The sequence below is a fragment of the Oscillatoria sp. FACHB-1407 genome, assembly GCF_014697545.1.
GTDB lineage: Bacteria > Cyanobacteriota > Cyanobacteriia > Elainellales > Elainellaceae > FACHB-1407.
Map to the genome: position 1 here is coordinate 93,695 of NZ_JACJSA010000018.1, position 23,422 is coordinate 117,116.

The 23,422-nt window shown below is 45.6% G+C and carries 13 protein-coding genes; 1 reads left to right on the forward strand and 12 read right to left on the reverse strand.

The genetic code is table 11. The features are described from left to right. The first annotated feature begins 10 nt into the window (after window positions 1-10). Window positions 11-1,621, forward strand: a complete 1,611-nt coding sequence (locus H6G89_RS24735) for a 2-isopropylmalate synthase (RefSeq protein ID WP_190511460.1) — start codon at window positions 11-13, stop codon at window positions 1,619-1,621. A gap of 176 nt (window positions 1,622-1,797) precedes the next feature. On the opposite strand, the gene H6G89_RS24740 is transcribed toward H6G89_RS24735, so the two are convergent. The 12 genes from H6G89_RS24740 to H6G89_RS24795 all read right to left on the reverse strand — a co-directional run bounded on the left by H6G89_RS24740 (window position 1,798) and on the right by H6G89_RS24795 (window position 23,169). Beyond that, a complete protein-coding gene (locus H6G89_RS24740) occupies window positions 1,798-4,323 on the reverse strand; it encodes an adenylate/guanylate cyclase domain-containing protein (RefSeq protein WP_190511466.1) in 2,526 nt (841 codons plus the stop codon). A 328-nt stretch (window positions 4,324-4,651) separates the two neighbouring features. Next, window positions 4,652-7,087, reverse strand: a complete 2,436-nt coding sequence (locus H6G89_RS24745; protein WP_190511468.1) for a glycosyltransferase — start codon at window positions 7,085-7,087, stop codon at window positions 4,652-4,654. Between the two features lie 12 nt (window positions 7,088-7,099). Continuing rightward, on the reverse strand, window positions 7,100-8,989 hold the full coding sequence (locus tag H6G89_RS24750; protein ID WP_190511470.1) for a glycosyltransferase family protein: 1,890 nt from the start codon (window positions 8,987-8,989) through the stop codon (window positions 7,100-7,102). Beyond that, window positions 8,990-10,051, reverse strand: a complete 1,062-nt coding sequence (locus tag H6G89_RS24755) for an NAD-dependent epimerase/dehydratase family protein (RefSeq protein ID WP_190511472.1) — start codon at window positions 10,049-10,051, stop codon at window positions 8,990-8,992. Window positions 10,052-10,165: 114 nt separating this feature from the next. Continuing rightward, a complete protein-coding gene (locus H6G89_RS24760) occupies window positions 10,166-11,377 on the reverse strand; it encodes a glycosyltransferase family 2 protein (RefSeq protein ID WP_190511474.1) in 1,212 nt (403 codons plus the stop codon). Window positions 11,378-11,424: 47 nt separating this feature from the next. After that, window positions 11,425-12,393, reverse strand: a complete 969-nt coding sequence (locus H6G89_RS24765) for a glycosyltransferase family 2 protein (RefSeq protein WP_190511476.1) — start codon at window positions 12,391-12,393, stop codon at window positions 11,425-11,427. A gap of 9 nt (window positions 12,394-12,402) precedes the next feature. Further along, entirely contained in the window at window positions 12,403-14,898 is a 2,496-nt protein-coding gene (locus tag H6G89_RS24770; RefSeq protein ID WP_190511478.1) for a glycosyltransferase, read from the reverse strand. Between the two features lie 39 nt (window positions 14,899-14,937). Continuing rightward, complete coding sequence (locus H6G89_RS24775) at window positions 14,938-15,618, reverse strand: class I SAM-dependent methyltransferase (RefSeq protein ID WP_190511480.1); 681 nt, start codon at window positions 15,616-15,618, stop codon at window positions 14,938-14,940. Window positions 15,619-15,672: 54 nt separating this feature from the next. Next, window positions 15,673-17,742: a class I SAM-dependent methyltransferase gene (locus H6G89_RS24780; protein ID WP_190511482.1), complete on the reverse strand. Its 2,070-nt coding sequence runs from the start codon at window positions 17,740-17,742 to the stop codon at window positions 15,673-15,675. A gap of 61 nt (window positions 17,743-17,803) precedes the next feature. Continuing rightward, entirely contained in the window at window positions 17,804-21,475 is a 3,672-nt protein-coding gene (locus H6G89_RS24785; protein ID WP_190511484.1) for a methyltransferase domain-containing protein, read from the reverse strand. A gap of 39 nt (window positions 21,476-21,514) precedes the next feature. Next, entirely contained in the window at window positions 21,515-22,576 is a 1,062-nt protein-coding gene (gene pseI, locus H6G89_RS24790) for a pseudaminic acid synthase (protein ID WP_242060108.1), read from the reverse strand. After that, window positions 22,573-23,169 carry a formyltransferase family protein gene (locus H6G89_RS24795; RefSeq protein ID WP_190511486.1) on the reverse strand — a complete coding sequence of 199 codons (597 nt, stop codon included), beginning with the start codon at window positions 23,167-23,169 and terminating at the stop codon, window positions 22,573-22,575. The genes pseI and H6G89_RS24795 overlap by 4 nt, the downstream gene beginning before the upstream one ends. Between the last annotated feature and the right edge of the window lie 253 nt (window positions 23,170-23,422).

A 23,422-nucleotide genomic window follows, 5' to 3' on the forward strand; every position in this document is an offset into this window, starting at 1 on the left:
GGAGATGGCTATGGGCATTCGACCCCAACCCGATCGGATCATTATTTTTGACACTACCTTGCGCGATGGTGAGCAATCCCCCGGCGCAACCCTAAATGTGGAAGAAAAACTGGCGATCGCCCAACAGCTAGCCCTCCTGGGAGTAGACGTGATTGAGGCAGGGTTTGCCGTTTCTAGCCCTGGTGACTTTGAAGCGGTGCGGGCGATCGCTGAAACGGTCGGCAAACCCGATGGCCCCATTATTTGCAGTCTGGCGCGAGCCGTCCGTCAGGATATCCAGGCAGCAGCAGAGGCGTTGAAACCTGCGGCGCGTGCTCGAATTCACGTTTTTATCTCAACCTCGGATATTCATCTCAATTACCAGTTGCGAAAGTCGCGGGAAGAGGTGCTGGCGATCGTCGAAGAGATGGTGTCCTACGCTAAGAGCTTTGTGGGTGATGTCGAGTTTTCGCCAATGGATGCCACCCGCTCCGATCTGCCCTACCTCTACCAAGTGTTGGAACGGGCGATCGCGGCTGGAGCGACGACTATCAACATCCCCGATACGGTCGGCTATCGCACCCCCAAAGAAGTAGGGGCGTTGTTCGACGGCATTCGGCAGAATGTGCCAAATATCGATCAGGTAATTCTCTCTGTCCACACGCAAAATGACCTGGGTCTGGCAACCGCCAACGCACTGGCAGCGGTTGAACATGGCGCACGACAGGTGGAATGCACGATTAACGGCATCGGCGAGCGGGCAGGCAATACGGCTCTGGAAGAAATCGTGATGGCGTTGGAGGTGCGTCGCCCCTATTTCAATGCCTATTTGGGACGAGCCGAGGAGTCGGAAGCACCGATTACCAACATCAACACGCAAGAGATTTATAAGGCATCGCGGATGGTGTCTCAGTTGACGGGGATGTTGGTGCAACCGAATAAGGCGATCGTCGGCAGCAATGCCTTTGCCCATGAGTCAGGGATTCACCAGGATGGGGTATTGAAGCACCGGGAAACCTACGAAATTATGGATGCTGCTTCGATCGGCTTAGCTGAAAATCAAATTGTGTTGGGCAAGCACTCCGGACGCAATGCCTTTCGCACTCGTCTGCAAGAATTGGGATTTGAGTTGAGTGAAGACGACTTGAATCGAGCGTTTCACCGCTTTAAGGAAATTGCCGATAAGAAGAAGGAGATCTCCGATTGGGATCTGGAGGCGATCGTGCGGGATGAAACCCAAATCCAGATCGAGAACGGCTTCCAACTGGAGCATGTGCAGGTGACGTGTGGCGATTGCACCTGTCCCACGGCAACCATCACGCTAGTCATGCCCACTGGCGATATCCAAACGGATGCCGCTGTAGGAACGGGTCCTGTAGATGCTGTTTATCGGGCAATTAACCGACTGGCACAAGTGCCGAATGAATTGGAGGAGTTCTCAGTGCAGGCGGTGACAGGGGGAATTGATGCCCTTGGAGTGGTGACTGTGCGGTTGCGTCATGGCGATCGCACCTTTTGGGGACAAGCCTCTGATACCGACATCATCGTTGCCTCTGCCTATGCCTACATGAATGCACTGAATCGGCTTTATCGACATCTGAACACCCTACCGCAGGGAGAGAAGGTTTTGGCAGGTCAATAGTTGATGGTTGATAGCCAATAGTTGATAGTCAATGGTCAATAGTTGATGGTTAATGGTTAATAGTTGATGGTTAATGGTTAATAGTCAATAGTCGATGGTTAATAGCCCCACAAACGCAGGCAGTCATCCATTGACCATTGCCCACTGACCACTAACTACTGACCATTGACCATTAACTACTTGGTTGTCATGGTGTAAACTCCATCCCAATGCTTAGGTGGTGGAGCCTGCAAGTATTTATGTGCCCGCTCTAGGTGAACGGCGATCGCCCGGTCATCAGTGCGAATCCGCTTAGCTTTCTCAAAGTAGTGGATCGCCTTGTGGAAATCGGCTTCACTGTAGGCAACCCGTCCAGCCGAGTAGAAGTCAAGGAATTCCTGAGTCTGGTCGTCGAGTGGTGTCTGGCGATCGCCCACCAGTTCATAAATGCTGGTCGGTTTCAGCTTACCTTTGACGCGAATCCGGTCGAGTTCCCGTACCCAGACGCGATCGCGACAAAACTGGTAGGTGTATTCGCTCAAAATGATGTCACAGCCATATTCTTTAGTGACTCCTTCTAAGCGAGAGCTAATATCCACCCCATCCCCAATCACGGTGTAGTCCATCCGTCGTTGAGAGCCGATGTTCCCAGAGACGACCTCCCCAGAACTGATGCCAATCCCAATGCGGATGATGGGTTTATCAGGAGCACCGCGATCGCGATTGAATTCCACCAGTCGTCGCCGCATGTCGAGTGCTGCCTGTACTGCCATCCAGCCATGATTGTCAACGGGGAGGGGTGCGCCAAACACTGCCATCAAGGCATCGCCGATGAACTTGTCGAGAGTGCCTTCGTAGTTAAACACCGCCTCTACCATCGTCTCAAAGTAGGCATTCAGCAGTGCCACGACTTGAGCCGCTTCCATTCGCTCGGTTAAAGCCGTATAGCCGCGAATGTCTGAGAACAGGATTGTCACATCTTTGCGTTCGCCCACCATCAGCGCATCTTCGCCCAGTGCCATGACTCGTTCGGCAACTCCTGGGGTCATGTAGCGATACATCGTGGTCTTCATCCGTTTTTCCTGGCTGATGTCCTCCAGCACCACCAATCCACCCCGGACGCCACCCTCCGGGTTGGTCAATGGATTGACGGTCAGGTTAATGCTGCGCTCCATCTCCCGCACATCGGCGGCATCCACACTCACAGGGTTCTCACTGTCGTTCCAGAGGAGGTAGCGATTGGGTTGGGTGCGATCGCTCACGGCCAAACTACACTCATTACTATCCGGGTTGGGACGATATAGCCCAATGGTTAAGCTCTGCTCTGGCACATAGTGTTTTGCCGCAGACTTGAGGCTATCCTCTAACCGCATTTGCAAAGTATCGACTGGCACCACCTCCCATACCTTGCGGCCAATTAACTGTTGTGTCCACACGTCGGCTTGGTCACGTCTACCCTCTTTGGGCATCGAGCAACCTAACAGTTCTAAGGCGGCATCGTTAATGGTGACAATTTGCCCTTGCATATCGGTTGAAATCACCGCATCTGAGAGGCTTTGTAGAATGTCTTTTTGGTACTGCTTTTCGAGCAACACACTTTCAAATAATTGAGCATTTTCCAGCGCGACCCCTGCCTGGATGTTAAACGCTCGCATGAACTCTTCATCGGAGCTCGTGAAACTTCCCTGGTATTTGTTGATTAGCTGAGTCACACCAATCAGGGTTCCCGTAGAGTTATAGACGGGCATACAGAGGATGTTGCGAGTGAGATACCCAGTGCGCTTATCGGTGTTGGGGTCAAAGCGTGGATCTTCGTAAGCATTGGGGATGTTTAAGGTTTGCCCGGTCGAGGCAACAAATCCGGCAATGCCCTTGTCGGCAGGAATGCGGATTTCCATTGGGGTGCCATCGGCTTTTGCCACCTTAGACCAAAGCTCATGCCTGTCGCGATCGAGCAGAAATAGAGTGCTGCGATCGGCTTGCATCAGATTGCGAGCTTCGTCCATGACCAAGCGCAGGGTTTGTTCAAGATTAAGGCTTTGCGCCAGACAGGAGGTTGCTTTGAGCAGAGCCGCAACCCCTCGTTGATTGCGAGCCGCAATGTAGAAGGAGTTACAACTTTCGAGGATAATGCCCATGGAGTTAGCAAACTCTCGAAACTGCTGCTCATCATCCTCATCAAACGGCAGTCCTCCGGCTTTGTTCAGCAGTTGCACCACTGCAACAACCCGATTTTTAGTGCTAAAGATCGGCATACAGAGGATGTTCTGCGTCCGATAACCCATTTCTACATCGACATCTGGGTTAAACAGATGATGGCTGTAGGCATCGGGAATATTCAGATATTCACCCGTTGAAGCGACATGCCCAGCAATACCAACATTAATCGGTAGGCGAATCTCAATCTGCTTTCCCCCTTCACCTTGAGCCACCTTTGACCACAGCAGTTCTTTTTCTTCATCCACTAAAAAAATGGTTGTGCGATCGGCTTGTAAGATCTGACCAATTTTTAACGTAAACGCCTGTAGGATTTGCTCCAGCATTGTCTCCAAGGCTTCGTTGTTGATCATTTCGATCGCCCGGAGAAAATGTTCAAACTCCCGCGTAATCTGATCGAGCAGACTAACGAACTGGGGAACAGGCAAATCCTGAACTCGATGCGTCAAGTCACTTTTGCGATCGCCCAGCGACAGAGTCGCCAACATGCTATTGGAGGGGGTCATGGTTGTTTATAAGGGATAGCAACAGCCCACGATTGGGTAGATGAATAAGACACACCAGCCAATTTCAACGGAGCACCCATTGTTTCTGTAGTACACCGTTGCTACGGGCAACTACAGTCCACAATAAACAAATTGACGGGGAATTGCACAGATGCAATTCACACTACAGCGGTTTTCAGACGAGTGCCACACAGCGCATGCCTGTAGATTTGGACAATATGAACGGTTGGTGTGGCATGCACAAATGAGAATTGCTGTAAATCGTCTCAACCGAGCCCTGCCAACATTCTGTCATTGCCAGCCAAGGGAGGCAACTCCTCTCAATCATTTACTGAACAGCTTGACGATAAGCGTTATAAAGCCGCTTCGTGTAATTCTCCATCGTAAAGAACCGGGCATTCTTCCGGGCATTTTTAGAGAGTTGTTGTCGCAATTCGCGATCGCCCAACAATTTCTCAATCTTGGCTTTGATATCAGCCACATCGTAGGGATCCACATACATTGCCCCATTACCACACACTTCAGGCAGGGACGATACCTGCGAAGTCACTACCGGGCAACCAAAGCTCATCGCCTCGACTGGCGGTAACCCAAACCCCTCATACAAAGATGGGAAAACGAAGCAATAGGCTCCACGATAAAGATAGCGCAAGCTATTAGTAGAAACATATTCCAGCATCTTCACCTGGCGTTTGGAATCTTTGTCAAAGAGATATTGCATTTTGCCCAATTCCTCTTCCCAAGACCAGGCTTTTTTGCCCACCACCACTAACGGCATATCAGTATCAATGGTGGCGTATGCCTCCAACAATCGACCCAGATTTTTCTTGGGTTCGATCGCCCCAACAAACAAAATGTATTCCTCAGGTTGGAGCTTAAATCGTTGTAGAAATTCTTCTGTTTTCTCCTCTTCTTCAGGTTGCAATGGCTCCAATACAGGCGGTTGATAAGTCACTACAATTTTGTTGGGATCAACCTCAAAATAAGTCAGCAAATCCCGCTTGGTATGCTCTGAAACCGAGATAATAACGGCTGAATCTTTGAGTGCCGTTTTGGTCTTGTAATAGAAAATTTCTTTATCATCTAGCGTTGCATAGGGCAAGCGTAGCGGGATCAAATCATGCATCGTTGTGATTTTTTTAGCTCCCCGCACTTGAATCGGTAGGGGATAGGTCGCGTGCCAGATATCAATCTTTTCGGGAACATAAATATCCGTTTCACGATGCAGATATTTATAAATTGCATTGGCTACGTCATAACATTGGGGCAGGTTAAATGACTCGGCATACTTCAAAAAGTCATCGCTAAATTTGCCCTGTTTAATCACAAATTGCCGCAGGGTTTTACGGCGTTTTGCTCGATAGAATGGCCCCAGTGAAGAACGAACTAATCCTTTAGAAATGTTGATTACGTCCCTGATTCGATTAGGGCTTTTAGCTTGTTCGTCAAAGAATAGGACTTCATCCAAGACGTCATTCACTTTGCTGCTATTGCGACTCAGCAAAACATCTACATTTGCCTCTAATAACCTCAACGCCTGAACCAGACTCGTGCCATAGGTTTTGATGCCCGTTCCACTGGTCAGTTGCAGGTTGTAGCCATCCACCAGAACATGTAGACCGTCCAACGTATGGTCAGGTTTGAAAGTAACGGGGCGATCGCTCTTTGTCTGATCCACCGCAAGAGGAGCAGCATACGCCACAGCTTCCGGGGCGGGCAATTCGCTAACGTTGCCCCAGGTTGAGTTCTCTGCTGTCGGACGAAATGTGCGAACCAGCCCAGGCACACAGACGACATACTTACCCCGCTTCGTGATGGAGTTTGGCGACCAGGCCGTGATCCACCAATCCTCGTCTGCCCCCTGCCCCGGCTTGCCCTTGTCGGGTTTGGGTGCACCCAGGTAGGGTGTGGGAATGGGCAAAACTGCACTCCAATAATCTCGGTGAGCATGGAGGTGTTGCCCCGGCATCGATCGCTTCAGGAGCACGCGATGACCTGCAATATTTTCTGTTTTGACAGTGGGATGCTCCAGGGCATCCCGTCCCGTCAGAAGGGGGCGTTCTTCCCGATCCTGCACAGCATCCAGCACCTCAAACAGATTGGGATCAACATCAACATCATCCTGAAAATAGGAGATCCAAATGATGCCAGGATCAGCTAACCAATAACTGATGCCTACATTCATGGCGTTGGGCAATCCGCGATTTTCGGGAATGTGAATCAGGGGAATATGATGTTGCTCTGCAATTTGTTTATTGATAGCCGCATTTTCAGGGGTAGAGGCATCATCAACGATGACGATGGGTACTTTTAGGGTTAGAAATTGAGGAAGCGATCGCTCTAAGCTGTGTGGGCGATTGTGTGTTGTGACCGTAATCGCAAATCGCTCGATTAAAATTTTTTGTTGCTTTCGATAATTCTCGATTTCATCTAACAGAAATTGCACATGCTCTTGATCTTGCTCAGATAGCTGTGTAGAAGTTTGTTTTGCATAGACCACAAAAACTTCATTCGCAAAAACAGGCTGAAAGGAACGAATCACATCCAACACAAAAGGAAGTTCAATCTCTCTCAGCATTGCCTTATGAAAAACGACAAAGGCAAAGTGATCGGCAGGTAATAAATAGGTAATGTTGTAGTGATAATTACCGGGGAAAAACTCTAGAAATTCATTCGGCGCAAGGATCGCATCCAACGGTTGGGTGTGCCGTTCTAAAAACGATCGCACCTGCATCCAATAGGGGTCTTGAAGGGGAAACGGCATGGGAAAATCTCACTATGAAGGTTCATCGTTTGTGGGCAATCCAATCGCTCGCTTTAGCTTGAACCAGGCAGTTCTCAGTTTCCAAAATTTGCTGCTTTCCATCGCTGCAATCACCGCTTGTGCATCTTGCAATTGTACTTGGAGTTGCTCCTCGATTCGCCTTAATTCTGCGTGCGATCGCTCCAATTGATGCTGCAAGTATTGCTGAGCTAAATGAGCTTGGTGAACCGTCTGAATGCTTTTACCTGGGGCAAATTCCTGATGCCAAAACATCACACGCAGGCGAGAGGCTTCAGTTGACCAATCCCGACTTTGCTGGAACACCGATTGCTCCAATTGTTGTGGTGGATAGAGCAATTCACAGGTTGCCTCATAACTAAATAGAAACTGTGTTTGTTGCGCGAGATAGAGGAGTATAGATAAGTCAACCCATTCGTTTAACAACGGGTCGTAGGACAGAAGTGTATCGAGGAGCGATCGCCTCCCAATAGCAGCACTGAGAGTTATCAACGGCTCAAATAATAGCAACCTATCCAGATCAAATGGATGAAACTGAATCAGTTCAGAGGTGTCTTCAGCAGCAGCAATTAAGGCACCAGAATATGCCACTCCAGCAGTTGATTTCTCTAAAAGAGACACTAACCTAGCCGCATGATTAGGATGAATAGCAATCTGATCTAATACTGCAAAGTATTCTGCTTGGACTGCGTTGAGTCCCTTCCAAATCTGAGTGCTCTTGAACTCATTGGCAGAAGATTCAACAATCTGAATCGGGAATTTAGACTCGTAGAGTTGACATAACTGAGCTGCTTTTTCTACGGACTCAGCGATCGCAATCACTCCAATATTTCCATAACTCTGTCTCGCTAAACTTTCAAAGGTTTTTTGTGATGTTTCTATTGAGTCAGATGCAATTTTGATAATAAATTCAACCTGAGGCTTAGCGGTTATTTCAATAGATTGAATAAAACCTTTGGTCTGAATTAATCGTTGATGATGCGGGATAATATCTAACAGTAATTTCTCTAACGTATAGTGCTCTAAAAAAATAGCATGAGCCTTTTGAGATAGAGCGATCGCCTCTTGTGGATGCAGGCGAATCCACTCCATATATTCTGAAATTTGTTGAACCTGTGCCTCAACACTCAACCCTAAATCTAAATAGAGAACGGAGTCACCAAACGCCTTACGAATAAAGGGATGCTCCCCACAAATGGCGATCGCCCCCGATGCCACAATTTCAAAAATCCGCATCGAGGGTAGTTCATAGCGAGTGTGTTCTTCTCGATGCAAACACAACCCAACTCCCACCTGATTTAAGGTTTGAAAAACACTCGCTCCGTCATACGGTAATGCCCCTTTATAGGCAGTTTGGAGATGTGTCCATCCCTCCGGATTGCCATACACCTCCATGTAGGGTTGCTGATCTAATTGCTCAAATAACTCCTGAAATCGGGGCATATCCCAGTTTGATCCCAGATAAATTAACCGGGGATTTTCTAAGTTTGGAACTTGATAAGCATTACGAGCACAACTGGTGTAAAAGGGAACCGTAAAGAACTGCTTTGGAGTGTGGTGAAGGATGTGATGCAACCACCGTTCAACCGGGAAAGATGACGTCAGATAGCCATCGTAACTAAGCACATGTTTGACGTATTTCTCAGTCCCCTCAAAAAAAGAAAGCGGATTCCACATACATCCGTAAGTAGGAAATCCTGCTAGCTTAGGACTATTGTTATGCAGCGCAATCACAAAGTCAGGTTGAAAATGATCGATATCGGCAGCAGTATAAACTTCTGCCGCTTGCCAACCCAAATTCAGGGCTGCCTGATAGAACCGTTTGGAAAGTTCAGTTTCAGCAACCGATTGCCCTGAAAATGGGTTTTGAATCGCAATTCTCATCTAAAATCGTTGCGCTTGAGCATTATAAATATCTTCCAAAATGTCTCGAAGATTGTATTTGTAATGCCATTGAGGATAGTGGGACTGGAACTTACGAACATCTGAAATATACCAGATGTGATCCCCAGAACGATTGTCCTCAGAGTAGACGTAATTCAGCTTCTTGCCAGAGAGTTCTTCACAGATGGCGATCGCCTCTAACATGGAGCAATTGCTATGGCGAGAACCCCCAATGTTATAAACCTCACCTGAGCGAGGATTTTGGTAGAAATGATAGAAAGCATTCACCAAATCATAGCTATGAATGTTGTCTCTGACCTGCTTCCCTTTGTAGCCAAAAATAGTGTAAGTATCACCCGTGATCGTACATTTCATCAAGTACGCTAAGAAGCCATGTAACTTCGCTCCGGAATGAGCCGGTCCCGTTAAGCAACCCCCTCTGAAACTGGCAGTTTTCATATCAAAATATCTGCCATACTCCTGTACTAAAACATCCGCTGCGACTTTAGAAGCTCCAAACAACGAATGTTTGGAATTATCAATCGACATCGACTCATCAATGCCAATGAAATAGGAATGATCTTCAGCGATTTCCCAGCGAGTTTCTAACTCTTGTAAGGGCAAAAAGTTTGGCGTATCGCCATACACTTTATTGGTTGAGGTAAAGATAAAAACCGCATTGGGGCAATGCTGGCGAGTCGCTTCTAGTAATACCAACGTTCCATTGGCGTTGACCGTAAAATCAACGTGGGGGTCACTCGCTGCCCAGTCATGAGAGGGTTGAGCAGCAGTGTGAATAATCAGGGAAATATCTGAAGAATACTCTTTGAAGAGCGACTCAATTTTGTCGCGATCGCGAATATCTGCATCAAAATGTTGATACTTGTCTCCGTAGGTTTCCTGAAGTAAATTGCGATTCCATTGAGTCGAGGCAGACTCTCCGAAGAAATAAGCCCGCATGTCATTGTCAACGCCAATCACATTAAAACCCAGATTGGCAAAAAAACGGACGGATTCGGAGCCAATTAAACCAGCAGAACCTGTAATTAAAACGGTCGGCATAACACTTCACTCCCTCACTACAAATAAACTCTAATTCGTCTGTATTACATCCCAAAACTCGTCATGCGATGAATGGGTCATGAGAGATTAATCCTTCACACCCATTCGAGATTGCTATAGTCGCTGATCGTACGTTTCTACCTTCTTCATGGACATGGCTGAAATGAATAAAGAGGAAAAGATAGTCCCCAAACCGATAATAGTCAGGGTTGCAGCAAACGAAGCCCATCCTGAATTTGGAATAAAGGTCAGGTTTGAATTTAGCCACTCAATGACTTGTCTAATCAATATCAAACCACCAACGGTTGCTGTTATAAAACCAGTCAACAATCCGACTTCTAGAGTAAAAATTTGATAGAAATATCTGAGTAAGGCATTATCTCGATCAAAACGACGGCTCCATGAGTAGGTTTTGACATGTAACCCAAGGCTTAATACTTCAAAACCAACAACGCTAAAAATAGTAGCAAAGATACTCGTTACAGCCCCTACAGATCGATCCTGGTATTTCACCAGATCCAGCAGGACAATCACATGGATGAGAAGGCCCAGAATCAGGAGAAATAATCCGGGAAAGAGAAAAACTTTGTTAGGGCAATAGATCAGCATCATTCTTAAACTACGCCAACCATCTCGGAAGGTACGCAGTTTCGATTCACCTTTTCGAGGGTGGAGATGAATCGGAATCTCAGCAATGTTTAACCGTGTTAATCCGGCATTAATGGCTAGTTCCAGATTAAATTCCATCCCTGGACTCACGGGTTGAATCAAATCATAGGCTTGACGAGTGAACCCACGGAACCCGCAATAGACATCGGTATATTTTGTGCCAAACAGGAAGTTAAGCAAGGCTGTTAAAGCTGGATTACCAAAGAGACGATGCAGGAAAGGAATTGTCCCTTGTCCACCTTTGAGATATCGGCTCCCGGTGACGAAATCATACCCATGATTCCGTAGGTAATCTAAAAATTGAGGAATTTGCAAGAAGTCATAGGTATCATCGGCATCGCCCATGATTAGATAATCACCTCTGGCATGGCTAAACCCTTTCATGTAGGCGTTACCATAGCCCCGCAAGGGTTGATGTACAACACGCGCACCCATGCTTTCAGCGATCGCCACTGAGCTATCCGTTGAGCCATTATCAGCCACAACAATTTCACCCACCACTCCTGCGGTGGCAAAAGCCGTCTGAATTTTCTGAATGCAACTGGCGATCGCCTTTTCTTCGTTGAGACAGGGCATCACAACTGACACCAGAGGATGCTCGACTGAGTATCCAGCGAGGGAATTGGCAGCAACCTGATCAGAAACCGTCTCAACCATAACTTTTAAATCAATTCTCACTAAGGATTAAAGCACTTTTTCTCGCCCTATTCATCGAGGGGTAAACCTAATATCTTTTTGATTTGGAACCACTGCTTTCTCAGCTTCCAAAATTTACTGGTTTCCATCGCAAAAATGCGTTCTTTAGCAATATTTAGATCCTCTTGAGTGCGTTTTAGTTCCGTTTCTAAAGAATGCACTTGTTGCTGAGCTTTGTTGAGAGATTGTACTAACTCTTGTGATTGCTCAGAAACACATTTGTAGGTAGCAATCTGCTCCTCAAAATCAGTAATGACAGCTTGAAATTTTTGAATTCGAGCTTTTAACCAAGCATCTGTTTGATAGAGGGAAGCGTTGTTCTGAACTTCCCAAAACTCTGCTCGAATCGATCGCACGTTTCTGGCTGAAAATCCTTCCAAATAATAAGATGCAATTGTGCGGGGATAGTAGCACCAGTGGATACTGTCATCAGACAACGTCTTCAAATACCATTCCACATCGGAGACTGCTTTATAGCTCTCGTTAAAGAAACCCCATTTTGAAAAGACTTCAGCACTGGCAAAAGTTGCCTGGTGAGGCATACTGCCATAAATCATGAAATCTTTGACATGTTGTGGAGCAGGTGGCTTGAAAAGTTGAGTTTTACCGGACGAGTTTCTGACCTCAAGATCACCATAGACGATATGACAGAGAGGATTGTTTTGTAGAAAAATTGCTACATCCTCAATCACGGAATCATCAACCAGGTAATCGTCCGAATTCAAGAAGTAAATATAAGAACCAGTCGCCATGCGAATTCCTTTGTTCATGGCTTGGTAAATGCCTGAATCCGGCTCACTAACAAACTTATGAATCGAACTTTTATACTGAGAAATTAGATCAACTGTTTTATCAGTAGAAGCACCGTCTATGACAATGTATTCAATCTGATCATACGTTTGGGCAAGCACACTCTTGATAGCCTTCTCAATGTAGGCTTCCGAGTTTCTACAAACTGTAATAATCGAGATTTTCATTAATCGCTCTTAATCCTGTCGTAAACCGATCAGCCCTTTCAACTTAAACCAGAGACTTCGAAGCTTCCAGAACTTGCTCGTCTTCATTGCTTCTACTTCAGCTTGCAATTCCTGAATCTTTTCTTTCGATTCCTTTAATTGTGTTCTCACTTTTTGCAACTTAGCTTGTGCTGATTGCGGTGAATCTTGATCTGTGTGGATGGGGTGCGATCGCATCGACTCCATTTCCAGCAACGCTGCTTTAAGGGAGGCTCGTTCAAAGATCTGGCTTTCTGGAGTCGCAAAAGTCGTTTCCAGGGGAACTGCAACAGAAATGTTTTGCAAGTTGAGATGGTGCGATCGCTGCGGGTCATCATCATTCAACGAAATATGCACCTGATCCAACCCAGGAGTAGTGAAATCTCGTTTCCCAATCAAGTCTTGATATAACTCCAGATATCGTTTTGCCTGTGACTCTAACCCATAATGTGCCTCGATGAGTTTGCGACACTGCTGACTCATAGTCTGAAGTGCGCTTGGAGAAGACGCACATTCCAAAATCACATCAGCCAGGTGCGAGCTATCTCCCAACCTGACCAAACGACCCGTGACTCCATCCTTGACTAAATCCGGAATACCACCGACATCATAGGCAACCACAGGCGTACCACAGCTCATTGCCTCCAACATCGTATTGGGCAGATTATCTTCTAGGGACGGCAGCACAAAAATATCTGCGGCAGCATAAATCAGTGTTAATGTGTCATCTGAGTCAACCCGACCAAAGGTTTTAACAGGAATATTCAGCGATTTCAATTCCTCATTAGGTAGACCAAAACACAAAAGTTGAATCTTATTTCTTTGAGCTTTATTTTGAAAGTCGTCTGTTTCGAGACAACGTTTAAGCGCATTCAAAAGCTCTGTAAAACCTTTTCTCCGCTCATTGCCGTTATCAGCTCCAATTAATAAGGTAAAGGCATTTCGTTCTAGACCGAGTGAAGCTCTGGCTTCTACCTTATCAACAGGAGTGAAAATATCGGTTTCCAGTGAGTTTGGAATGACCTCAATCCGCTGATGCTTGAACAGTTGGCTTTGCTTGGCACATTCTGCCAACCAATGGCTGGGGGTCACAACCGTCAACTGAATATCGGAGAAACTTGCAATTTTATCTGCCAAAATCGCAGCAGCCAAGTTATGAGGGTCTTCCTGGAGTTGAGGACAATTGACACAATCAGAAATGTATTTGGTGCAACCCGCCGAATAATGGCATCCCCCGGTGAATGCCCACATATCGTGAAGCGTCCAAACGATTGGTTTCTGCACTCCAGCAAGTTGCTTGATAGTCAGGGGGGATTGAAATTGTGTAATCCAGTGCAGGTTAATAATGTCGGCTTCCAGGACTTCATCGAGCTGGCTCAAATCAAACCCCGGATAGGGGAAGGAAAATAACGTGTTAGAAACTGGAGTTCTATTGGAATCAATATAGTGCTTCTGAAGAATCGAAATTAACTTACGGTTAGCATCCCCGTCCCGATGGATGGGCTTCACTGCAAGTACGGTGTCATCAATAGACTGCCTAAGATTGACCAGCATCAAGGATTGATGTCCAACCCTGTTGAGTCCTTTGTGAAGTCGATAGGCTGCTCTCGCCGCACCGCCACCAAAGTCAACGGTGTTTGCTTGAATAATTTTTAGTGGAGCAGGAACAGATGGGTGAGTGCCGTTGAGGCTGAATTGCTGCCTCCACAGGTTGGGACGGGAAGCGATCGCCTCAACAAACAACGAGTCTGGTTTACGGACTCGACCACTCGGCTCTACATCCAGCCCATATTGCTCAAAGTCAGGGATATGGGACTCGTGTGCCTTGCAAACTCGAACATCGGTAAATCCAGTCTTTGCCAAGACAGCAGACAACGAATAGTGATCATACATCCATTGATGAACTTCACCACCCAGTCGAAATTGCCCGATCTCTTTAGCGATTTCTTCAGGCGTTTTGGATTGGTTAGCCGTACTATTCGACAGGATTTGCTGACGTTGTGGACGCAGCAACTTGATCAAATTCTCGCCCTCAGCCCCAATGCGCTCAATCACAAATTTCTCGTTGGGAATCTCTTCTTGAGCGAGATAGGCAGCCATATCACCGCCAGAGCGATTGCGAACAGTCTGGTCATACATCTCCAGCATTAACCAGTCATAGTTTGCAATCCATTCCGGTGAGCCTTGACTGGCTTCCTCAAGGGCTTTGAGATAGAGACGAGCAATCTGCTCTAGATCAGGAACTACAACTCGAATCAGCCCTTTAGGACGTAGAACTCGATGGCATTCGTGTAAAAACTGCTTTGCTTCTTCCTTCGTGAAATGCTCTAAGACATGAGAGTGGTAAACCACATCAAAAGAAGCATCGGGAAATGGAATACCTTGCCGCAGATCATGAGCTATGACTCCTTCACCAGTCGAAATGAAGTCAACATTAGTCCAGTCGGGGTGAAAATGGTAGCCACAACCTAAGTTAAGGTAATCCATGAATTGCGAATTGATGAACTTTGAATAATATAGTTCAAACTAGTCACGTCGCAGCAAAATAATGGAGTCACGCTGCACGATACCTAAATCAGGCTTAACAACCGTCCAACCTGCTTTTTTCGCAATAGCAGTCATCGTTTCCTGGTTGTTTCGGGGCCACCAAATTTTGTCATCTGGCAGGTCTTTAAACTCCAGGGGAACGCTACCCTTAACCCAACCAAATGCCTCCAACTTATTCCAATCAGAATATTGATGGGTTGCCATTCCACCAGGCTTCACTTTAAGCAGAGCATTTCGCAAAATTGTCTCGATTTGCTCGACGTTGTTATGACATAAAACACCGAAAGACCAGAAGAAATCAAAATAGTTATCCTCAACACAGGAGAATGAATTATCGGTCACCGTGTGACACACGAGTCTGCCGTTGTACTGTTCAGGGTTCAACCATTGCTCAACCTGTTGAAAATCGACAACATGCAACTGCCCTTGAGGAATGTATTTCAAAAGTGCTCGCGTCCATGACCCTCTTCCGGGTCCCAGTTCGAGCACTTTCGAGTTTGATTTGATGTAGGGAAATGCACCTTTGTAGAAGACTTTACGGTAGGAGCCACCGATGATCTTCTCCTCCTGACGACGAGTTGGATCTGGAAACAGGGACAAGACATTACCACTGTCATATCCGTAATTAAATTCTTTTTGTAACCAATCTAAAGTCGGCACTCTTCCACTCCTCAATAGTTAATAGCTTTAGTAAATAGCTTCCAGATGAACTGCCTACAGCTTACGAAACTCGACGTATAAACTTTGACCTGTAACAAACTGTCTTAAGCCAGTGTTTAAAGCCTTTTGGTACAAACTCAAGGTATGACGATTAAACAAGAGCTTTCCTACAGGAGAAACAGAGCGGTAATAGTCTCTGTAACTTGTTAAGTAACCCATAACGTGATAGCTGGCGAGCGGCTCTAACTTAACTTTTTCAAGTTTTATTGGGAAAATCTTCTCAAGAGCCTTGAATGACTTTTTAGACCATTGGAACATGTGATGAGGTGGCATGTCCAACAGGCAGTATTCATGCTTCAAAAAGCTCTCTGAGTTAGGGACACAAAGCACCAGTTTGCCTCCCTTTTTTAACAGTTGAATTGACCAATCTAGAAAATCTTTTGGATTTGAAACGTGTTCCAAAACCTGAAAACTACAAACAGCATCAAAACTTTCGGAATATTGACCAACTAGATCCTTCAGGTCAACTCGCTCAATGGGAAGATTTTGCTTTTGGGCGGCTTTAACCGCACTCTCGTTTAATTCAATTCCTCGTGCTTGTAAGCCAGCTTCTTTACACTGCTGGATAAAATAGCCGTAGCCTGACCCAATTTCAATAACGTTTTGATAGCCCTTGAGGTCTTCAAGCGCAACCTGATATTCCCACTTATCAGGCATGTAATACCAACTCAATTGACAGAGTTGCTCATAGAGTTTGTCTGAACCAGTCGTATCAGAGGGCAAAAAGAATTTTAGCCCTGTCTCAAGGCATTCATACAGACAGATTTCTGGATGACCGTGCAACTCACTGGTGATATCAATCCGGAAACCATTCTTCCAATCATTAATCAGTTGGCTTGCAGGAAAAACTTCTATCAATTTGACTTGATTAGAACCGGTTAGTGGGCTAACAACAGATTGCTTGGGTTGGTAGCCTTGTTGTCTGGCTAACAGCTTGCCTTGCTCCCGGACGCTGATTTCTGGCTTACTTAAGCCTTCCAACTTCTTGAGCGGTTGCTTGATTAGATCCTTGAGCCCCATCCACTTCTGACGCAGCTTCCAGAATTTGCTGGACTCCATAGCAACAATGGTGCCTTGAGCCTCTTCTAATTGCTCTCTCACCCGCCGGAGCCGATTTTTAACCTTATTTAATTCCTGGAGTTGTTTCTCTTTCTGGTCGAGTTGAGCCTTCAGATCAATGATTTGCTGGCGATCGCCCTGCTCTACCTTACCCCCAAAGACCTTCTCGTAGGTATAGAGGTCTGCCTCACGATTCATGGCTACATAGGGGGGATGCTCTAGTTCCCAGAGGTCTTCTGTTGGCAAATTAGCAAGGGGGTTATTCGAGCCAGGGGTAGTATGGGTTGCATCAGCCCCAAACCCAATGTTGGTGACCAAGTTAACACGGGGCAAAATGGAAAGCCCCGTTTGTGACCAAACCGTGTAGCCCCAGGGATAATCCCAGGTGTCTACCTCACCTCGATAAGCCTGGTCAAGCAGCTGAGTCCATAAGATTTGCTCTTGAGGATGCTCGAACATACTACTAATTAAGCCTGCTTCCTTAAAGTCGAGCCAGCCCTGCATATCAACATCGTAGTGCTGCCAGGCTCGCCTCCAAGTCGCCCATCCCCAGATGTGGGGATATCTTGAGAAGTAATAACTATATTTAGTGCGTTCAATTCCAAATTGAAAATTATTACCACTAATATGCATAATCCGACTGTCATTTCTATACCGCTCTAACAGAGCTTGACAGTAGGAAAAGAACGAAGGGACAGGCAGGCAATCATCTTCGAGCAAAATCGCTTCTTCAACTTCAGAAAAAACCCAGTTGATGCCACTTGATACTCGTCGCTTGCAACCTAAATTATGCTCTGAAAAGTTAGTGAGAACCTCGCAATCCCAATCAACTTGATTAATGACTTCTCTTGCCTTTCGACACTTTTCTGCCTCTTCCGGAAAACGCGGACCATCTGCGACAACCAAAAGCTTCTTGGGCTTTGCATTTGCGATCGCCTGAAACACCCGTGCAGTTAGTTCGGGGCGGTTAAATATAAGGAAAGCAACGGGTGTCGTTAATGACATAGGGCAGGCAGAATGAGACGTCGTCGATCTATAGCTCCAAAGTAGGAGGTTATCTCAGGTTCTAATCCGAGTCAAGTCTAAAGATTTTTTTCAGCTTTATCCATTTCCCTCTCAGTTTCCAAAACTTACTGCTTTCCATCGCGGTAATCGTCTCCTGAGTTTGCTTCAGATTTTCCCGCAATTTCTTGAGGTTAGTTTGGACTTTTTTCAGAGTCTTTTCTTTCGTGTTCAGTCTATTTTCAGTTCTGGCAAGCTTGTTATTAGTAGCCTCTAATGCTCCTTGCATTTGATATAGGCTTGCCTGCAATCGTTCAATCTCCGCCTGAGCCGCCTGCAATTCATATAAAAAGCGTCCCCCCTCTACCTGTGCTGCCTTGAGTGCTGTCTGATATTGCTCTAATTCGGTTTGAGAGGCTTGAAGTTGAGCCTGCGATCGCTCCAATTCTGTTCGATGAGTTTGAAGTTGTCCATCAGCCTGTTTCAACTCATATTGCAGGCGCAATTGTGCCAAACGTAAGTCTCGAACTTCAGTTTGGGAGGAACTGTAGACAACCATCATGGGCAGCTCAACTTTAACAACCTCTGGTGTAGCAACTAAAGCAAATAAACGCTCCGCCGCTTCAGGAATGGTAGGAATCTCTTGGATTGTTCTCAAAATATGAATAAGGACGTCTTTACGCAGCAAACCTAGGGAGAGAAGACCAAGGGGATGCTGGAGCAGTGGAAGAACTTGAACTGCCTCCTGATAGGTTTTAAAGGGATTAGCCTGAGTAAACACCGAATTTGTGATATTACCATCAACGTTGGCGATCCAGGCTCCATACAAAACTCCTGTGGTTTTAGTAGCAGACTCACTAGTTAAAACGTTCAACGCTGAGGAGAGAAATGCCTCATCGTATTGAAAATAATGATTAGTTACGACAAAATACTCTTCTTTATGCTCTTCTAATACATTGAGAATTGCATCAATAGTAGCGGGGTAATCTTCCCAAACCAGAGAAGAACAATTGTATCGACGAATAGATAAATGTCTGGAACGATTCACCCAGGCTAATGTCAGTTCTTCATCACGCTCATCTCCGTCATACTGCAAACAAATAACACCCACAGGAATTGCATTGGTCAAACTAGAGAGGTTCTTACTTTGCTGCCTAACTGCATGACGAGTATTCAGAATATTATCTAGTTCAGATTGCAAAAATGCAGTTTCTTCTAAAAGTTGTGTAGGGCGATCGCGATCTGGAATCTCCCACAATGGAGTTCCGTGAACCACACGGTCACAAATTCGATCCAGTACTAGATCTTTTCCCGGTAATAGCTCTTCCAGAGACTTAAACCTTAGATCGTAAAGATGGTGATTCTTAATGCCAAAGGCTTTGAATTGGGTTGAAAATCTAAAGAAATAAGCATAGGTGAATCGATATAACTTGCGGAGCAATTCTATACTTTGCTCTTGAGTTAGCAATGCTGACTCTTTTAATAGAGAATCTACCAATTCACTCAACGCCTGCTCTGAATCGGTGTTCTCCATCAGATGAACAAACCCTTTTCTATAGGGAGACAATTCAGATGTGGCTGTGCAAACTCCTCGTGCGGCTGCCTCAATCGAAACAGTACTGAAAAAGGCAATTGCAGCATCCGTATGCCAAAATAATGCATAAGAAGCCAATTGCTCATTGGGCATCATGATTCTGACATTTTTAGGTGTAGATTGCGCTTGACGGTAGGCAAAAGTCAGGAAATCAGTATTTGCGGGATGAATAGCATCTCCCCCAATCCAGGGATGATGACGTATTATCAGATACTCATCTCGTTGTGAGAATATTTTGATAAATCGCTCGACAAATTCTAGCTGGTCAGCGATGCTGGCATAATCATCAGAATCTGCCAACTCATCGGGGCTAGAAGTAAAAATTGTGAAAACCTTCGCATCCTGTGGAATATTTAGCTTTTGTCGCACCTCAGCATAATTAGTCTGGAAATCATAAAAAGGTTTCCAATTTAAACCAGAACCAGACTCTCGATTGCTGAAATATTGTTTGACAATGGACAGTTCAGTAGGTGTGAGTGGGACATCTTTCCAGGCATCAACACATGCTTCAGGAGATTTAGGACTCAGACAAATCGTATTATCGAAGAAACTAAAGCTATCATCAATGAAGCCCCGTTCATGGGTAATGATATCAATATTCTTTTCCTGGGCTGCTTCAAATGCGACTCGATAAGGAGCAATGCGCCCATTAAATAGAAACAAAGTATCAGGTTTATAGGTTTCCAATAGCCTACAAAATGTTTTGTAGGTAACCAAACCATCTACCAGGTATTTTTTGTAAACTCGTCGGACATCAGGTCTGTCTAATTCTTGTTTTGTTGAGAGCCTGAAATAGGAGTTAATTGATGAAATGATCCATTTACCAATCGGACGATCTTGATAAATTGCTTCACTGTAATCCTTTGGATCAAGAGCTTCGACCCACTCTTTAGCCAATTGATAGTCTTCAAGATCAATAAACTCTCTAAGCTGCTGATGTGGTAGGTTTAACGAGCCAAAAAGTTGTTTGCCAGCTTGAGAACAGGCTTGACACAAGGATGCTTGATCCGTGCCATATTTCTCAGCTCTTGCAGTCACAATACAGTCTTGGTAAACTCCATCACAACCTACAACTAGAACTTCATTTCCCCGTTGTTGGAGAGCGATCGCCAAAACAGCATCAACCTGATGATGAACCAACCACTCGCCGTAGGGTGCAAAAAATAAGATGCGTTTTTTCTCCAACTGCCCTTCTAAATTTTCAGTCTTTGTTTGGTCAATTTTATCTGGAGTCATCATTAAATCAAATTGCTTAAACGATGGATCGACACGAGTGGGTTTTTCAAGAACAATTGTGATGCCATTGTTAGTAAAACTTTTTCTGCCGGGATAAAGAGCTTCTAATTGCCTTTGAGTTTCAGGAGGAATTTCTCCATGATAAACAGGTTCAAAATGCTCGATGATAAACTTTGTTTGTTTAATGTATTCGAGGTAATCTTCCGTAAATAAGCGATTGATAGAAGGGTGATCGTAAACATGATGAATTATAATTCCTGCGGTTTCTTCATCTGTAAATTGGCATAGGTGTTGATATAGCTGAGGCGGGCGCATCAACAAATGTCCCCAAGGGGGGATAGGTGAGTTTCCAAAGTGAAATACATTTCCCCGCTTGTCAGTAATGGTTCGGAGATGATGCCCATCATGGGCTGACCAAACAGGGGAAAAAATAGAGCAAAGTTTTCCTCCTGGTTTCAGAGCCGCAAACATTTTCTCCAGAGCAAGTGGAAACTTATTCAAATGCTCAAAGGTTGCTGTTGAAAATATCAAATCGTACCTGGAGTAATATTGTGACGGCAAATCTTCAATATTGCTAAGGACAACGCTATATTTTGCAAAAGTTCCATCATCTCGCAGGTAAGCTGTACTACCCTCAGAGTTTTGAATCCATGCTTTTACATCGGTATAGTCAGGAATTTCTTTTTCAAGTGATTCTGCGTATTCTAATGTTTCTAAAGCAGTCCAGGAATTGGCTTTGAGATAACCTAAAACAAAGTCTTTAGGTAAAATTCCTCCCACATCCAGTACATCTTTACCTTCAAATCCAACCATCTCTTGACAAGCAAACGCCATTGTTACTTGCCAGTGAAGATCAAATTTAGCTTGAACCTCTGCAATGTTAGATGCAGTGAGTTTCTTTTCCATAGCTCTGGTCTTAATCAATCTCCTAAACTGGCTTTTCCCTTATTGGACTATGATGTTCCATTGAACAGGGGTTCCCTTCTTGGCATCCTGTTTAATGGATCTACCCAGGAGCATTTCATAATACTTGGGTGGCAATCCAAAACCCGGTCGGACTGCTCTCAAATTCTCAGGGGTGAACCGATCGCCCGCTTTCATATCTTGAGCCACATAGAGCGATCGCCGAAACACCATTGATTTTTTCTCAGCTTCCGTAGGACCATACTGCACGTTACCTAATGCCTGCCATGCTCTTTCGGACTCTATCACGAGTTGTTGCATTTCTTCCGGTTCCATGGAGAAAACCGAGTCTACCCCACCATCAGCCCGTCTCAAGGTAAAGTGCTTTTCAATCACGGTCGCCCCTAGAGCCACACTGGCGATCGCGGCTCCAATGCCCATGGTGTGATCGGATAGCCCCACCTGCACATCAAACAACTGTTGTAGATGAGGGATAGTGAGCAAATTTGAGTTTTCTGGCGTCGCTGGATAGGAACTGGTGCATTTCAACAACACCAAATCTTGACATCCTGCCTCTCGTGCCGCACGAACCGCTTCGTCCAGTTCGGCGATCGACGCCATGCCTGTAGACATAATGATTGGTTTCCCGGTCTTTGCCACTTTGCGAATCAGAGGCAGATGAACGTTCTCGAATGAGGCAATCTTGTAGAGCGGTACATCTAAAGCCTCTAAAAAATCTACGGCTGTTTCATCAAAGGGAGTGCTAAAGCCAATCATGCCTAGCTCGCGACACCGCTCTAAAATTGGTTTGTGCCACTCCCAGGGGGTATAGGCTTGCTGATAGAGCTTATGGAGCGAGTTGCCTTTCCACAAGCTGGTGGGGTCAGCGATAAAAAACTCTCCCTCTTCCACATCGAGCGTAATCGTGTCTGCCGTGTAGGTTTGCAACTTCAGGGCATGGGCTCCGGCTTTGGCTGCTGCCTCGACTAAATCGAGTGCCCGTTCTAAGGATTGATTATGGTTGCCTGACATCTCCGCAATGATGAGCGGAGGGTGTTCTTGCCCAATGGTTCGGTTTGCAATTTGAATCGACGATTGCATCATGATGGCAAATGAGTAGGAGGATGTTTCAGAGCCTTTCCAATCAAATTACGAACAGGAGTATCCCAACCTTGAGTTAAAAGATGTTCATAGGGAGCGCGATCGCGAGTTCGGTGATAGGAACCTTCTCCGACTTGAGAGAAGGGCTGAATCTTTCCATCCCGAATAGCTAACCAGTTAGCCTTAAACAACGCTTCAGCGACCTGTGTTAGTTTCTCATAACTGGTTCGTAATGTGTGGTGTTCTGTAAAGCTAACCACTTCTTGGACTAAAATCTTGCCTGTATCGATGCCGCTATCTATGTAATGAATCGTCACCCCTTTTGGAGTGTCTTCTAAGAAGCTCCACAGGTTTGGATCGGCTCCTCGATTCCACGGAAGTAATGAGATATGAATATTGATAACTCGGTTCAAAAATTGGCTCAAAACGTCTTGTTTGAGAATATGCCGATACCGATAACTCACGATGAAATCAATATCAGATAGCCATTCAGAGCCAGAGGTAATCTTTTCCTCTGTTGTTGTAACGCTATCATCGCAACTCTCTAGAAAGTGTTGTAGCTCCAGATGAGGTGGACCCAAAAACAAAACCTGCATAGTTGAGAGTCATAAAAGTTGATTCCATTTACTCTCTCATCATTGCAGAGCTTCAAGGTATTTCTGGAATTCAGCAATGAAGGCGATCGCTCTCAATACCTGGTCTGAGGCTAAGTTTCAAGTCTTGCATTTATAGCCCTACGCATATGCATTAGGACATAAGGGGTTGTGGGGGTTGCGCCCCAGCCCTGTCAAGGTGTTAAATCCAGACTAGAGAATAATAGTGAAACCACGATTCCTCGTTCCGGATTTT